Source organism: Actinocrinis sp. (assembly GCF_035938995.1).
Taxonomy (GTDB): Bacteria; Actinomycetota; Actinomycetes; order Streptomycetales; family Catenulisporaceae; genus DASZGI01.
This window is the reverse complement of sequence record NZ_DASZGI010000209.1, coordinates 1-15,012: the sequence shown is the minus strand read 5'-3', so window position 1 is coordinate 15,012 and position 15,012 is coordinate 1. Positions and strand designations below refer to the sequence as shown.

Below are 15,012 nucleotides of genomic sequence, written 5' to 3'. Positions count from 1 at the left end.
ACGGTTTAGGCCATCTCTACCGAGAAGCCCCACCCTCACTGGAGACTGGCTTGTTTCTCGAGAGGGGTCACCCGTGTGGCCCAGGACACATTACTGAACGGTAGTTTGGTTGCTGGAAACCCGTATCATCGCGTGCAGGGGCTGGAACCGCCCGGCGCGATGCGGCGGTCCGGCACCCGACCACCGTCACACCCCACCGCGCGGGAGGCGCCCGAGCAATGAAGATCGTCGTCCTTGTGAAGCAGGTGCCGGACACGGCCGCCGACAAGCGGCTCGACCCGGACACCCTGACCGTCGACCGCGCGGCGGTCGACGGCCTGATCAACGAGATGGACGAGTTCGCCGTCGAGGAGGCGCTCCAGCTCGTCGAGAAGCACGGCGGCGAGGTCACCGTGGTCTCCATGGGGCCCGAGGACGCGACCGACGCCTACAAGAAGGCGCTGCAGATGGGCGCGGACAAGGCCGTCTTCCTCACCGACCCGGCGCTGGCCGGGTCGGACGCGCTGGGCACCTCGTACGCCCTGGCCCAGCTGCTCGGCACGCTCGAGTACGACCTGGTGATCACCGGCTGCGAGGCCTCGGACGCGCGCACCTCCGTCGTCCCGGCGATGCTCGCCGAGCGGCTCGGCGTACCGCAGCTCACCTTCGCCTCCAAGGTCGAGGTGGACGGCTCCGCCATCAAGATCAACCGGCTGACCGACTACGGGCACGACGTGGTCGAGGCGCGGCTGCCCGCCGTCGTCTCGGTGGTCGAGAAGATCAACGAGCCGCGCTACCCCTCGTTCAAGGGGATCATGGCGGCCAAGAAGAAGCCGGTCGACAAGGTGGCCGCGGGCGCGGCCTCGATCGACCCGGCCAAGGCCGGCGTGGCCGGTTCCGGGTCGAAGGTGCTCGACGCGACGGTCGCCCCGCCGCGGGCCAAGGGCACCATCGTCACCGACGAGGGCAGCGGCGGGGTCGAGCTCGCCGACTTCCTCGCGTCGAAGAAGTTCATCTAGGAAGGGCCGGGTAGCGAAGAAGATGGCTGAGATTCTCGTCCTCGTCGACCACGCCGACGGCACGGTCAAGAAGGTCACCCTCGAACTGCTGACCAAGGCCCGCGAGCTCGGCACCCCGGCCGCGGTGTTCATCGGCGGCGCGTACGACACCGCCAAGGACAAGCTCGCCGAGTACGGCGCCGAGAAGGTATACGTCGCCGCCGACCCGGAGCTGGACGGCTACGTGGTCGCGCCTAAGGCCGAGCTGCTGGCGAAGCTGGTCGCCGACGTGCAGCCGGCCGCCGTGCTGGTCGCCGCCACCGCCGAAGGCAAGGAGGTGGCCGGACGGCTCGCGGTCAAGACCGGTTCCGGCATCCTGACCGACGCGGTGGACCTCAAGCTGGACGGCGACACGTTCGTCGCCGAGCAGTCGATCTTCGGCGGCTCCTCGATCGTGCACTCCGCAGTCACCAGCGGCACGCCGATCATCGCGATCCGCCCGAACTCCACCCCGCCGGTGCCGCAGACCGCGGCCGCGGAGCGGGTGGACGTGTCGGTCGAACTCACCGACAACGCCAAGCTCGCCAAGGTCGTCGACCGGGTGGTCGTGCCCAAGGGCGACCGTCCGGAGCTGACCGAGGCCGCGATCGTGGTCTCCGGCGGCCGCGGTGTCGGCTCGGCCGAGAGCTTCTCGGTGATCGAGGCGCTGGCCGACCAGCTCGGCGCGGCGGTCGGCGCGTCCCGGGCCGCGGTGGACTCCGGCTGGTACCCGCACCAGTCGCAGGTCGGCCAGACCGGTAAGACCGTCTCGCCGCAGCTGTACATCGCGGCGGGCATCTCCGGCGCGATCCAGCACCGGGCCGGCATGCAGACCTCGAAGACCATCGTCGCGGTGAACAAGGACCCCGAGGCGCCGATCTTCGAACTGGTCGACTACGGCGTGGTCGGCGACCTGTTCAAGGTGGTCCCGCAGGTAACCGAGGAGATCGCGAAGCGCAAGTAGCCCGCCTGGGCGACGCGGACGTCGCCCGATCGGGCGCGGTTCCCGTCCCATCGGGCACCGCTCGCTCCACCTGTATCACGGCCCCGGCGAAGCGCGCCGGGGCCACTACACTTGAGAGCGAAATGATTTACCTCGACCACGCGGCGACCACACCGATGCATCCCGACGCGATCGCGGCGATGGCCGAGCACCTCGCGCGGGTGGGCAACGCGAACTCGCTGCATGCTTCCGGCCGCGCCGCCCGCCGGGTCGTCGAGGAGTCGCGCGAGACGCTGGCCGCCGCGGTCGGCGCTCGCCCCAGCCACATCGTCTTCACCAGCGGTGGCACGGAGGCGGACAACCTCGCGGTCAAGGGCCTGTACTGGTCGCGGCGTGCCGACGACGCCCGCCGCACCCGCGTGCTCGCCGCCAAGATCGAGCACCACGCCGTCCTCGATCCGCTGGTCTGGCTGGAGGAGCACGAGGGCGCGACCATCGACTGGCTCCCGGTGGACCGGGCCGGCCGAGTGCTGCCCGAGGTCCTGGACGAGGCACTGCGTGCAGATCCGGACAGCGCCGCGCTGGTCACCGTGATGTGGGCGAACAACGAGGTCGGTACAGTCCAGCCGATTCAGGATCTGGTCGCGGTGGCGCACGCGTACGACGTGCCCATCCACTCGGATGCCGTCCAGGCCGTCGGCCACCTCCCCGTCGATTTCACGGCCAGCGGCCTCGACGCGATGACCGTCACCGGGCACAAGATCGGCGGCCCGATCGGCGTCGGCGCGCTGCTGCTGGACCGCAAGGTGCATCCGACCCCGCTGCTGCACGGCGGCGGCCAGGAGCGAGACGTGCGCTCCGGCACGCTGGACGCCCCGGCGATCGCCGGATTCGCGGTGGCGGCGACGGCGGCAGCCCAGGACCGGGACGAGGAGTCGGTCCGAATCGCGAGCCTGCGCGACGCCCTCATCGACGGCGTACTCAAGACGGTCCCCGACGCGATTCTGTCCGGCGACCCGAACTGCGACCGCGACCCGCGCCACCGGCTGCCGAGCATCGCGCACTTCTGCTTCCCCGGCTGCGAAGGCGACTCTCTGCTCCTCCTGCTCGACGCGCGCGGCATCGAGGTGAGCACCGGCTCGGCCTGCTCCGCCGGAATCGCCCAGCCCAGCCACGTGCTGCTCGCGATGGGCGCCGACCCCGACCTGGCCCGCGGCTCGTTGCGCTTCTCCCTCGGCCGCACCTCCACCCCCGAAGATGTCGAGTCACTGGTCAGCGCGCTGCCGTCGGTCGTGGACCGGGCGAGATCGGCCGGATTGAGCTAACCTGGAATCCCAGCCAGCCGATAGGAGATCCGCGACATGACCGCGCAGACCCTCCCGATAACACCCCCCGACGGCTGGACGCTGGACAACCTCCCGTCCGATCTGCCCAAGCACACTGAACTTATCCGGGGGGTCCTCGTCATGAGTCCGCAGAAGACCTGGCACATGGCGATCATCAGGATGCTCGATCGCCTGCTGCGCGATCAGGCTCCAGACGAGTACGTCATCTTTCGCGAGATGGCGGTCAAGCGATCGCTGCGATCCGCACCAGAACCCGACCTGTCGATTGTGCGCGCAAGCGCTTTCGATTGGGACAAGAGCGTCTATCTGCCCGCTGACGTGCTCCTTGCGGCCGAAGTGATCTCGCCGGAGTCAGAGGAGCGCGACCGCGAGGAAAAGCCCCTCCTCTACGCTTCGATGGGTATCCCGTCCTTCTGGCTGATCGAGCGCGGTCCGGAGCTCGCTCCGATCGTGAATGAGCACCAGCTGTACGGCGGGGGGTACCGGCTCATGCATACGCACATCGGGCACCTCAAGACCGAGATCCCGTTTCCGATCGACATCCCGCTCGAGGCCCCGAAGCCATAGGGTGGCGGCGCGGGCAGATCATCGGATCTAATCCGGTCGCGGGACCGCTTACCCTAGAAACATGCGTGTTCTTGCGGCGATGTCCGGCGGTGTCGACTCGGCAGTGGCGGCTGCCCGCGCCGTCGAGGCCGGGCACGAGGTCACCGGCGTTCATCTCGCGCTGTCCAAGAATCCGCAATCCTTCCGCACCGGGGCGCGCGGCTGCTGCACCGTCGAGGACTCGCGGGACGCCCGGCGCGCCGCCGACGTGATCGGGATTCCGTTCTACGTGTGGGATATGGCCGAGCGCTTCCACGCGGACGTCGTCGACGACTTCGTCAGCGAGTACGCGGCCGGGCGCACGCCGAATCCCTGCCTGCGCTGCAACGAGAAGATCAAGTTCGCTGCGGTGCTGGACAAGGCGCTCGCCCTTGGCTTCGATGCCGTCTGTACCGGGCACTATGCGCGGATTGTGGATGGTCCCTTAGGCCGCTCGCTGCACCGTGCCGTCGACCCAGCTAAGGATCAGTCGTATGTGTTGGGCGTGCTCGACGCCGCTCAGCTCGCGCATGCACTGTTCCCACTCGGCGACTCGCTTAAGACCGAGGTGCGCGCAGAGGCCGAGCGGCTCGGGCTCGCGGTCGCGGACAAACCGGATTCGCACGACGTCTGCTTCATCGCCGACGGCGACACCCGCAAGTTCCTCGCCGCGCGGCTCGGCACCGAGCCTGGCCCGATCGTAGACACCTCCGGCGCGGTCCTCGGCTCACACACTGGCGCCTACGCTTTCACGATCGGCCAGCGCAAGGGCCTGCGCATCGGCGACCCGGCGGGTGACGGCCGCCCGCGCTACGTGCTGGATATCTCGCCGGTCCAGAACACCGTCACCGTGGGCACTGCCGACGAACTCGAAGTTGCCGAACTCGACGGCGTGCACACGCGCTGGTGCGGTCCCGAGGCCGATGCCGAGTTCCCGTGCCTCGCGCAGCTTCGCGCCCACGGCGACCCGGTCCCGGCGACCGCTCGTTACGACGCGACAGCCGGAACCGTGACGCTGCGGCTCGGTCGCCCGGCTCGCGGCATCGCCCCAGGGCAGACCGCCGTGCTCTATGACGACACCCGGGTGATCGGCTCGGCGACGATCAGCGCGACGCGGCGCTCCGCGGCGGACGTTGCCGGCCGCTGAGCTCTGGCGCCGCGCCGCGTGTGCGACGTCGGATACGTCGGCGCGGACGTGAATGCGGACGCGGCACGGTCGCGGTCCGGGCCGGCGGCCTTGTCGTCGCCGTCGGCCCGGCGGAATCACACGTCGAAGCGCACGTAGACGCCGCGGTGCTCGGCTCGCGCGATCTGCGCCAGCAATGCCAGCGAACGCAGCAGCCGGCCGTAGCGCTCGGCATCCCAGTCCGCCGCCCACGAGCGCAGCTCCCAGTGCAGGCCGAGCCCGTCCAACTCCGCGTCGGACCGGCCCAGCAGGCTCCGACACAGCGCCGGGCGCACCGCGAGCACCACACGCTCCTCCGTGCCCTGCGCGAGCGCCCCTGGACGCCCCAGTTCGCGCGCAGGGGTGAGCACGGCCTCGCGCACCGCCACCGGGTCGTGCCCGGTCACCAGCGTGTCCAGCTCCAGCAACTGGGCCGGGTCCAGGTCGGCCGCGTTGACCTCGGCCAGGTCCAAGCCCTTGGTGTTTCCCCCGGCTGCCGCCAGCCGCAGCAGTTGTGCGGCGTCGGCGGCGAAGAAGACGGTCTGCATGCGGGTTCCCTCCTCCTGCCCGCTCATACCCGTTCAGCCCTTCGCCCATATGATCGGCGCTCCCGCCGATCTAAGGCCCGTTGAGTGCCAGAGTTTTGCAGAACCGCGCGATTTCCGCAGCGGATTTGCCCGCGGTATCGCTGAGTCGGACGAACAGCGGTTCCGTCTACTCTCGACTCATGTCAGTGGATCCCTCGCTCCCAGCCCCTGCGGACACCGTAGCCGACGCTCCTGAGGCGCGCCTAAGGGAGTCCGCGCCCTTAGGCACCGGCGTCGGATCGATGCCAGGCCAGGACATGGCGGAGGCGCTGAGGGTAGTCATGGGCGAACTCGGAGAGCCACCCGGTCTGCCCTTCCTGCCTGAGCTGCCTAACCGCGGGGTGGGTGCGGACATGGTCGGCCGCGGCGCTGGACTTCTGGTGGACCTCTTCGCGGAGGTCCAGCCATCCGGCTGGCGGATCGCGGATCGCCCAGGACGCGACCACGGACGCGCGATGAGCTATCTGAGTTCCGACCTCGACCTGCTCGAGGAACACACGCAGGGTTACAGCGGTCTGCTTAAGGTGCAGGTCGCGGGCCCCTGGACCCTTGCCGCGGCTATCGAACTGTCGTACGGCGACAAGATGCTCGCCGACGCCGGTGCGGTGCGCGACCTGACTGCGTCACTCGCGGAAGGGCTTCGTAACCACCTAAGGGCACTGCGTCGGTGCGTGCCTGGCGCCCGGTTCGTGCTCCAGCTCGACGAACCCTCGCTCCCCGGAGCGCTGGCCGGCACCGTGCCGACGGCGAGCGGCTTCGGTAGCCTGCGCGCCGTGGAACCAGCCGTCGCGCGCGAACAGCTCCGCACCGTCATCGAGGCGGTTGACGTGCCGGTCGTCGTGCACTGCTGCGCTCCCGACGTTCCCATCGAACTGATCCGCGGCGCCGGGGCCGACGGCGTGTCCCTCGACTTCGCACTGCTGTCGGAGAACTTCGACGACACGCTCGCCGAGGCGATCGAAGCCGAGACGATGCTCTTCGCCGGCGTCGTTCCGGCGCTCGACCCAGCCGAGCCGCGGACGGTCAGCGTGAAGGCGCTCGTCGACCGCGTCCTCACCCTGCGCCGCCTCGGCTTCCCGCCTGCGCGCATCGCCCGGACTGTCGCCGTCACGCCCTCCTGCGGCCTCGCCGGCGCGTCGCCCGCCTGGTCCCGGCGCGCCCTCAAACTGGTCTCGGACGCCGCTCGAGCACTTGAAGAGGTTGAGTAACTTTGTCAGCGGCGGCCGGTACTTTTAGGGGAGATAGCCCGACAAAAGGAGTTCGACCCATGGCTGGCAGTGGCTCGCTCGCCGAGGCGCGCGCCCGGCATGCCGACTTCGCCGCGCAGATCGAGGACCACCGGTTCCGCTACCACGTGCTGGACCAGCCGACGATCTCCGACGGCGAGTACGACAAGCTGATGCGCGCGCTCGATGCGCTTGAGACGGATTATCCGGAGCTGCGCACCCCCGACTCCCCGACGCAGAAGGTCGGCGGAGCGGTCAGCGCCGACCTGCCCGCGGTGCCGCACCTCGAACGGATGCTCTCGCTGGCCAACGCGATGAACTTCGAGGAGCTCGAGGCCTGGCACGACCGGGTGGTCCGGGAGATCGGCACGGTCCCGCAGTACCTGTGCGAGCTCAAGGTCGACGGGCTGGCGCTGGCGCTCGTCTACGAGCATGGCCGGCTGGTGCGCGGCGTGACCCGCGGTGACGGGCGCGTCGGCGAGGACGTCACCCAGAACGTGCGCGCGATCACCGGCATCCCTGGTCAGCTGACCCGGTCCGCCGAGGCCGAGGAACTGGGCGTCGGCGTGCCCGAACTGGTCGAGGTGCGTGGCGAGGTCTACTTCCCCTCCGCGCTCTTCGACGAGTTCAACGCGCACAGCCAGGAGACCGAGGGCCGCACCTACGCCAATCCGCGCAACGCGGCGGCCGGTTCGCTGCGCCAGAAGGACCCCCGGATCACCGCGCAGCGGCCGCTGCGGATGGTGGTCCACGGCATCGGCGCGCGCAAGGGCTTCGACGTCGCCTCCCAGTCGCATGCCTACGAGCTGCTGCGTGCCTGGGGCCTCCCGACGTCCGACCGGGTCAAGGTCGTCTCCTCCCTCGACGAGGTCAAGCAGTACATCGAGTACTACGGCAAGCACCGGCACGACGTCGAGCACGAGATCGACGGCGTCGTGGTCAAGGTGGACGACTTCGCGCTCCAGGGCCGCCTCGGCGCCACCTCCAAGGACCCGCGCTGGGCCATCGCGTTCAAGTACCCGCCGGAGGAGGTGACCACCAAGCTGCTCGACATCAAGGTGCAGGTCGGACGCACCGGCCGGGTCACCCCCTATGCGGTGATGTCGCCGGTTAAGGTGGCCGGCTCGACGGTCGCCTTCGCCACCCTGCACAACAAGGAGATCGTGGTCCGCAAGGGCGTGCTGATCGGCGACACGGTGATTCTGCGCAAGGCGGGCGACGTCATTCCCGAGATCGTCGGCCCGGTGGTCGACCTGCGCGACGGCACCGAGCGCGAGTTCGTGATGCCCGAGAACTGCCCCGACTGCGGGACTCCGATCGCCGCGCAGAAGGAGGGCGACGTCGACCTGCGCTGCCCGAACGCCCGCTACTGCCCCGGGCAGATCCGGGAGCGGTTGGCGTACCTGGCCGGACGCACCGCCCTGGACATCGAAGCGCTCGGATACGAGGCCGCCACCGCGCTCACCCAGCCGGACGGGGGCGAACCGCCGCTGCGTGACGAGGGAGACCTGTTCGAGCTGACCGCCGAGAAGCTCGCCGACGTGACGATGTACCAGCAGGCCCGCGGCAAGGACGCCAAGGAGGGCGACCGGGAGCTGGTCCCGTACTTCTTCACCAAGCCGGCGCCGAAGAAGCCCTCGGTGCCGACCAAGACCACCGAGCAGCTGATCGAGCAGCTCGAGGCGGCCAAGACCCGCGATCTGTGGCGCTTCCTGGTCGCGCTCTCCATCCGGCACGTCGGGCCGAGCGCCGCCCGGGAGATCGCCCGGGAGCTGCGTTCGCTGGACCGGATCGGGCAGGCCAGCGCCGAGGAGCTGGCCTCGATCGAGGGCGTCGGCCCCACCATCGCCGCCTCGATCGTCGAGTGGTTCGCGGTGGATTGGCATCGGGGGATCGTCAAGCGCTGGCTGGCCGCCGGGGTGAACCCGGCAGTGCCCGCCGACGGGGGCCCCAGGCTGCTGGCCGGCCTCACCATGGTGATCACCGGCACGCTGACAGGCTTCTCCCGCGACGGGGCGAAGGAGGCCGCGCAGGCGGCCGGCGCGAAGGTCTCCGGCTCGGTGTCGAAGAAAACCTCGTATGTGGTGGTCGGCGAGAACCCCGGTTCGAAGCATGACAAGGCAGTCGAGTTGGGCGTCCCGGTACTCGACGAGGCGGGGTTCAGAACCCTGCTGGAGCAGGGCCCGCCGCCCGCGCCGCAGCCCGAAGAGCCACAGCCCGAAGAATCGCAGTCCGAAGAACCGGCAGACGGCGCAGTCTGATCATCTGACATCGTCTCAGTTGGTGAGACAGTAGGCGAACACGGTCGCCCCGCGTGATACCACCGTCGCGGGGCGCTCCGAAGAGGCCATTTTGAGTCACGATCCGACCGAACCCCTCGCCCGAGTACGAGCGTTGCGAATACCCTGGGTCGGTTGGACCGGTCGGGCGGCGGCCGGCCACGAGGTCGTGGGCGAGGGCGGATGGCGGAGGCGGTGCACCGTACCGACAGTTACGCGCGCCCGTTCGCATTCCGCGCCTATCTCACGCTCGTCAACGCGGCGGGCGCGGTCGTCATCGGATACGCCACCGCCCGCCTGATCCAGGATGTCGGCGACAGCGGTGCGCGCCACTCCGGCACCGCCCTGCTGCTGGCGCTGCTCGTCGTGGTCGGCGAACTGCGCCCGGTGCTTACCCGGCACGAGAACGACGGCGCGACGACAGCCGTCGCGTTCAGCCTGGCGCTGGTAGGACTCGCCGGCTGGCACACGGCGGTGCTCGCCCAAGCCGGCGCCGTCGTGGTGTCCGGACTGGTCAACCGGCACACCTGGTGGCGTATCACCTTCAACGTGGCCCAGCACGCCGTCTCGCTCGCCGCGGCCGGCCTCACGCTGGCGCTCATGCGGGTCCAGCCGGTGCTCGCCGGTCCGCCCCCGCTCCACGACACCGGCCATCTGGGCTGGAACCTGTCGGTGGCGCTGCTGATCGCCGGACTGTCCTATGGCATCGCCAACCACCTGTTCGTCTGGTGGGCTCTGTCACTGGCGCGCGGTGTCCCGGTGGTCGACCTGATCCGCCGCGAGGGCATTCACCAGGCCAGGGCCACCGGCGCGATGGTGGTGCTCGGACCGCTGGTCGCCTCGGTCGCGCTCGGCGATCCGTGGCTGCTGCCGTTCTTCGTCCCGGTGCTGCTGATCGTGCACGGCAACGCGGAGATCGGGCGCGAGCGCGAGTGGGAGTCGAACCACGACGAGCTGACCGAGCTGCCCAACCGCAAGATGCTGCGGCAGCACGGCGAGCAGGCGCTGGTCGACGCCGCCCGCGGCGGACGCTCGGTCGGCCTGCTCCTGCTCGACCTGGACCGGTTCAAAGAGGTCAACGACACCCTCGGCCACCTGACCGGGGATCAGTTGCTGCGCGTCGTCGCCACCCGCCTGGTCTGCGCGGTCGACTCGGAGGTGACCGTCGCGCGGCTCGGCGGCGACGAGTTCGCGGTGCTGCTGCCCAACGTGACCGACCTGGAGGCGGCCACCGAGTTGGCGCACCGGCTCGCGGACACCTTCGCCGACCCCTTCCCGCTGCACGGAATAACGCTTGACCTGGAGGTGTCCGTCGGCGTTGCCCTCTACCCGGACCACGCCGAAGAGTTCGACCAGCTGCTCCAGCGCGCCGACGTGGCGATGTACCTGGCCAAGAAGTCCCGCTCGGTCGTGGCCAGCTACGAGGCCGGTCGCGATTTGAACACGCCGGACCGGCTTGCGCTGCTCGGCGACCTGCGCCGCGCCCTCGAAGCCGGTGAGGTGCAGCTGCACTACCAGCCCAAGGTGTCCTTCGCCACTGGTCAGGTGGTCGGCTTTGAAGGACTGGTCCGCTGGAAGCACGAGACTCGCGGCGCGGTCAGCCCGGAGCAGTTCGTCGAGCTGGCCGAGCAGACCGGGCTGATGCCGAAGTTGACCGAATATGTGGTCGACCAGGCTCTCGCCCAAGCCGCGCGGTGGTGGCGCTCCGGGCTCGCGGTGCCGGTCGCGGTCAACGTCTCGATGCGCGACATCCACTGGCCGGGGTTCGTCCCGGCGATCCAGGCGGGCCTGCTCAAATACGGCGTGCCGCCCGCGGCGCTCCAGCTGGAGATCACCGAGCGCGTCCTGCTCGAAGACCCCCAGCGTGCCGCGGCCACTCTGGGCGGTCTCGAAGCCCTCGGCGTGCGGCTCTCCCTCGACGACTTCGGCACCGGCTACTCCTCGCTGGTCCTGCTGCGCAAGATCCCGGTCAACGAGATCAAGATTGACAAGTCGTTCGTCGCCCGGCTGGCCCACGATCCCGAGGACCTGGCGATCGTCCGCTCCACCGTGGATCTGGCCCACTCGCTCGGGCTGCACGTGGTCGCCGAGGGCGTCGAAGACGACGTGACCTGGGACCGGCTCGCCGCGCTGGGCTGCGACGCCGCCCAGGGTTGGCTGCTGGCCAAGGCCCTGCCCGCCCAGGAGGCCACTAACTGGCTCAACGGCCGCGCCACCGGGCCGGACCGCGAGACCTATCTCGTGCGCTGACTCGCGCGTCGTTCCACCGGCGCCCCGCGAGTTATCCACAGGCAGGCGAAAACCCTCCCGATCTGGTCCCGCCGCCCCACTACGATGGAGCCAATCAGCGGTTACCCGTAGTAGGAAGGCCCCGCATGCCCTCGATCACGCGCGAGGAGGTGGCACACCTCGCCAGGCTCTCCCGCCTCGACCTCAGTGACGCCGAACTCGACCACTTCGCCGGCCAGCTCGACCAGATCGTCGGCGCCGTCGCCCGCGTCGGCGAGCTGCCGACCGCCGACGTGCCGCCGACCTCGCACGCGCAGCCGCTGACCAACGTCTTCCGCGCTGACGTCGTGCGCCCCGCGGGCACCCCCATCCTCGACCGCGCCGAGGTGCTGGCCCAGGCACCCGCCGCCGAGGACGACCGGTTCCGCGTCCCGCGCATCCTGGGCGAGGAGTGACCGTGACCGACCTGACCCGCCGCACCGCCGCCGACCTGGCCGCCGCCATCGCCTCGGGCGAGGTGTCCGCGCTCGAGGTCGCCCAGGCGCACCTCGACCGGATCGCCAAGGTCGACGACAAGGTGCACGCCTTCCTGCACGTCGACACCGAGGGGGCGCTGGCCGCCGCCCGGGCCGTGGACGAGAAGCGTGCCCGCGGTGAGAAGCTCGGCCCGCTGGCCGGCGTCCCGCTCGCCCTCAAGGACGTCTTCACCACCCACGGCATCCCTACCACTTGCGGCTCGAAGATCCTCGAAGGCTGGCTGCCGCCGTACGACGCGACCGTCACCCGCAGGCTGCGCGAGGCGGATGTCGTCATCCTCGGCAAGACCAACATGGACGAGTTCGCGATGGGCTCCTCCACCGAGAACTCCGCTTATGGACCCAGCCACAACCCCTGGGATCTGGACCGCATCCCCGGCGGCTCCGGCGGCGGCTCCTCGGCCAGCCTCGCCGCCTTCGAGGCCCCGCTGGCCATCGGCACCGACACCGGTGGCTCGATCCGCCAGCCCGCCTCCGTCACCGGGACCGTCGGGGTGAAGCCGACCTACGGCGGAGTGTCCCGCTACGGCCTGGTCGCCTTCTCCTCCTCCCTGGACCAGGGCGGCCCAGGCGCCCGCACCGTGCTGGACGCAGCCCTGCTGCACGAGGTGATCGGCGGCTACGACCCGCTCGACTCCACCTCGATCAACGCCCCTGTCCCACAGGTCGTCGAGGCCGCCAAGCTCGGCGCCACGCAGGGCGTCGGCGGCGTCCGCATCGGCGTGGTCAAGCAGTTCGACGGCGAAGGCTATGCCCCCGGCGTCATCCAGCGCTTCCGCGAATCCGTAGACCTCCTCCGCGAGCTAGGCGCCGAGATCGTCGAGATCAACGCCCCGTCCTTCGACTATGCGCTGCCCGCCTACTACCTGATCGCGCCGAGCGAGTGCTCGTCGAACCTCGCCCGGTTCGATGCCATGCGCTACGGCCTGCGCGTCGGCGACGACGGGACGCACAGCGCCGAGGAGGTCACCGCGCTCACCCGCGAGGCCGGCTTCGGCGCCGAGGTCAAGCGGCGCATCATGCTCGGCACGTATGCGTTGTCCTCCGGCTACTACGACGCCTACTACGGCCAGGCCCAAAAAGTCAGAACCCTCATCATCCGCGACTTCGAGAAGGCCTTCGGCAAGGCCGACGTCCTGGTCTCGCCGACCACCCCGACCACCGCCTTCAAGATCGGCGAGCGGGCCGACGACCCGATGGCGATGTACCTGGCCGACCTGTGCACCATCCCCACCAACCTGGCCGGGAACGCGGGCATGTCCGTGCCCTGCGGCCTGGCCCCGGAGGACGGCCTGCCGGTCGGGTTCCAGATCCTGGCGCCCGCGCTCAAGGACGACCGCCTCTACCGCGTGGGCGCGGCGCTCGAGGCGGCACTGCTCGACAAGTGGGGGCATCCGATCCTGGAGGAGGTTCCGGCGCTGTGAGCAAGGACAAGAAGAAGGACCGCTCCCCGGTCAAGGTCCCCAAGAACAAGATCGGCCGCGCGGTGTTCTTCGGTGGCCAGGCGGCCGCGGCGCTGGCCGCGATCCGCACCATCAAGGACGCGCGCGCCAAGGGCGACACCCTCGCCCTGCTGCACGGCGCGCTGACCGCGAGCGTCCTTGCCGTCACCGCGCTGATCGCCGTGCGCACCGTCCGCGAGACCCGCGCGGCCGAGGACGCCGCCGCCCCCGCGGAACCGTTGATGCTCACCGCGGGCAAGTAGCGGAAGGAAACGAAGGAAGCCGATGACCGTCGCGACCGAACCGCTGCTCGACTTCGACGAGGCGCTGGAGCGCTACGACCCGGTGATGGGCCTCGAAGTGCACGTCGAGCTCGGCACCGCCACCAAGATGTTCTGCTCCTGCCCGACCGTGTTCGGCGCCGAGCCGAACACCCAGATCTGTCCGACCTGCCTGGGCCTGCCCGGCTCGCTGCCGGCCGTCAACGGCACCGCGGTGGAGTGGGCGATCCGCATCGGACTGGCGCTGAACTGCGAGATCGCGCCCTGGTGCCGCTTCGCCCGGAAGAACTACTTCTACCCGGACATGCCGAAGAACTTCCAGACCTCCCAGTACGACGAGCCGATCTCCTTCAATGGGCACCTGGATCTCGAGGTGGAGGGCCAGCCCTTCCGCATCGAGATCGAGCGTGCCCACATGGAGGAGGACACCGGCAAGTCCACCCACGTCGGCGGCGCGACCGGCCGGATCCACGGCGCGGACTACTCGCTGGTGGACTATAACCGGGCCGGCATTCCGCTGATCGAGATCGTGACCAAGCCGATCGAGGTACCCGGGCACCTGGCGCCCGCCGTCGCCCGCGCGTACGTGGCCGAATTGCGGGACCTGATCCGCGCGCTCGGCGTCTCGGAGGCGCGGATGGAGCGCGGCCAGATGCGCTGCGACGTGAACCTCTCGCTCAAGCCGAAGGGCGCCACGAAGTTCGGCACCCGGTCCGAGACGAAGAACGTCAACTCCCTGCGTTCGGTGGAGCGGGCCGCCCGCTTCGAGATCCAGCGGCACGCGGCGGTGCTGGCCTCCGGCGGCACGATCGTCCAGGAGACCCGGCACTTCCACGAGAACAACGGCACCACCACCTCGGGCCGACGTAAAGAAGAGGCCGAGGATTACCGCTACTTCCCCGAGCCCGACCTGGTGCCGATCGCTCCGGCGAAGGAGTGGGTCGAGGAGCTTCGCAAGACCCTGCCCGAGCCGCCCGGCGTGCGCCGCGCCCGGCTGGCCGCCGACTGGGGCATCTCCGACTTCGACATGCAGTCGGTGGTGAATGCCGGAGCGCTGGACCTGATCGTCGAGACCATCGGAGCGGGAGCAACGGCCGACCAGGCGCGCAAGTGGTGGACCGGCGAACTGGCCAGGACCGCGAACGAGCAAGGCGTGGAACTGGCCGACCTGCCGATCACCCCGGCCCAGGTAGCCCGCATCGTCGCCCTGATAACGGCCGGCGAGCTCACCGACAAGCTCGCAAGGCAGGTGGTCGAAGGCGTGCTCGCAGGGGAGGGCGACCCGGACACGGTCGTCGCACAGCGCGGCCTGAAGGTGGTCTCGGACGACACGGCACTGCTCGCCGCGATCGACGACGCCATCGCAGCCAACGCCGC

At 69.9% G+C, this 15,012-nt stretch carries 13 protein-coding genes; 12 read left to right on the top strand and 1 reads right to left on the bottom strand.

The genetic code is table 11. The features are described from left to right. The first annotated feature begins 218 nt into the window (after positions 1-218). The 5 genes from VGZ32_RS14975 to mnmA all read left to right on the top strand — a co-directional run bounded on the left by VGZ32_RS14975 (position 219) and on the right by mnmA (position 5,037). Positions 219-998, top strand: a complete 780-nt coding sequence (locus VGZ32_RS14975) for an electron transfer flavoprotein subunit beta/FixA family protein (RefSeq protein WP_326886635.1) — start codon at positions 219-221, stop codon at positions 996-998. Between the two features lie 22 nt (positions 999-1,020). After that, positions 1,021-1,980 carry an electron transfer flavoprotein subunit alpha/FixB family protein gene (locus VGZ32_RS14970; RefSeq protein ID WP_326886634.1) on the top strand — a complete coding sequence of 320 codons (960 nt, stop codon included), beginning with the start codon at positions 1,021-1,023 and terminating at the stop codon, positions 1,978-1,980. A 122-nt stretch (positions 1,981-2,102) separates the two neighbouring features. After that, positions 2,103-3,284: a cysteine desulfurase family protein gene (locus VGZ32_RS14965; RefSeq protein ID WP_326886633.1), complete on the top strand. Its 1,182-nt coding sequence runs from the start codon at positions 2,103-2,105 to the stop codon at positions 3,282-3,284. A 36-nt stretch (positions 3,285-3,320) separates the two neighbouring features. Continuing rightward, a complete protein-coding gene (locus VGZ32_RS14960) occupies positions 3,321-3,872 on the top strand; it encodes a Uma2 family endonuclease (RefSeq protein ID WP_326886632.1) in 552 nt (183 codons plus the stop codon). A gap of 61 nt (positions 3,873-3,933) precedes the next feature. Continuing rightward, a complete protein-coding gene (mnmA, locus tag VGZ32_RS14955) occupies positions 3,934-5,037 on the top strand; it encodes a tRNA 2-thiouridine(34) synthase MnmA (protein ID WP_326886631.1) in 1,104 nt (367 codons plus the stop codon). A 116-nt stretch (positions 5,038-5,153) separates the two neighbouring features. Here the strand turns inward: mnmA and VGZ32_RS14950 are convergent, their stop codons facing one another. After that, positions 5,154-5,603: a hypothetical protein gene (locus tag VGZ32_RS14950; RefSeq protein ID WP_326886630.1), complete on the bottom strand. Its 450-nt coding sequence runs from the start codon at positions 5,601-5,603 to the stop codon at positions 5,154-5,156. Between the two features lie 179 nt (positions 5,604-5,782). Between VGZ32_RS14950 and VGZ32_RS14945 the strand changes: the two genes are divergently transcribed. From VGZ32_RS14945 to gatB, 7 genes are all read left to right on the top strand, one after another. Continuing rightward, positions 5,783-6,850 (top strand): methionine synthase, encoded by a 1,068-nt coding sequence (locus VGZ32_RS14945; RefSeq protein WP_326886629.1) that lies wholly within the window; start codon positions 5,783-5,785, stop codon positions 6,848-6,850. A gap of 59 nt (positions 6,851-6,909) precedes the next feature. Further along, the gene (gene ligA / locus VGZ32_RS14940) at positions 6,910-9,129 is read left to right on the top strand and encodes an NAD-dependent DNA ligase LigA (protein ID WP_326886628.1); all 2,220 of its coding nucleotides are present in this window, start codon (positions 6,910-6,912) and stop codon (positions 9,127-9,129) included. A gap of 213 nt (positions 9,130-9,342) precedes the next feature. After that, positions 9,343-11,397: a bifunctional diguanylate cyclase/phosphodiesterase gene (locus VGZ32_RS14935; RefSeq protein ID WP_326886627.1), complete on the top strand. Its 2,055-nt coding sequence runs from the start codon at positions 9,343-9,345 to the stop codon at positions 11,395-11,397. 125 nt (positions 11,398-11,522) lie between these two features. Next, positions 11,523-11,831, top strand: coding sequence for an Asp-tRNA(Asn)/Glu-tRNA(Gln) amidotransferase subunit GatC (gene gatC, locus VGZ32_RS14930; RefSeq protein WP_326886626.1), 309 nt, complete (start codon positions 11,523-11,525; stop codon positions 11,829-11,831). A gap of 2 nt (positions 11,832-11,833) precedes the next feature. After that, the gene (gatA, locus tag VGZ32_RS14925; protein WP_326886625.1) at positions 11,834-13,336 is read left to right on the top strand and encodes an Asp-tRNA(Asn)/Glu-tRNA(Gln) amidotransferase subunit GatA; all 1,503 of its coding nucleotides are present in this window, start codon (positions 11,834-11,836) and stop codon (positions 13,334-13,336) included. Beyond that, a complete protein-coding gene (locus VGZ32_RS14920) occupies positions 13,333-13,617 on the top strand; it encodes a hypothetical protein (RefSeq protein ID WP_326886624.1) in 285 nt (94 codons plus the stop codon). Before gatA ends, VGZ32_RS14920 begins: the two co-directional genes overlap by 4 nt. Before the next feature lie 22 nt (positions 13,618-13,639). Next, on the top strand, positions 13,640-15,012 hold a 1,373-nt coding region (gatB, locus tag VGZ32_RS14915; protein WP_326886623.1), incomplete at its 3' end, for an Asp-tRNA(Asn)/Glu-tRNA(Gln) amidotransferase subunit GatB.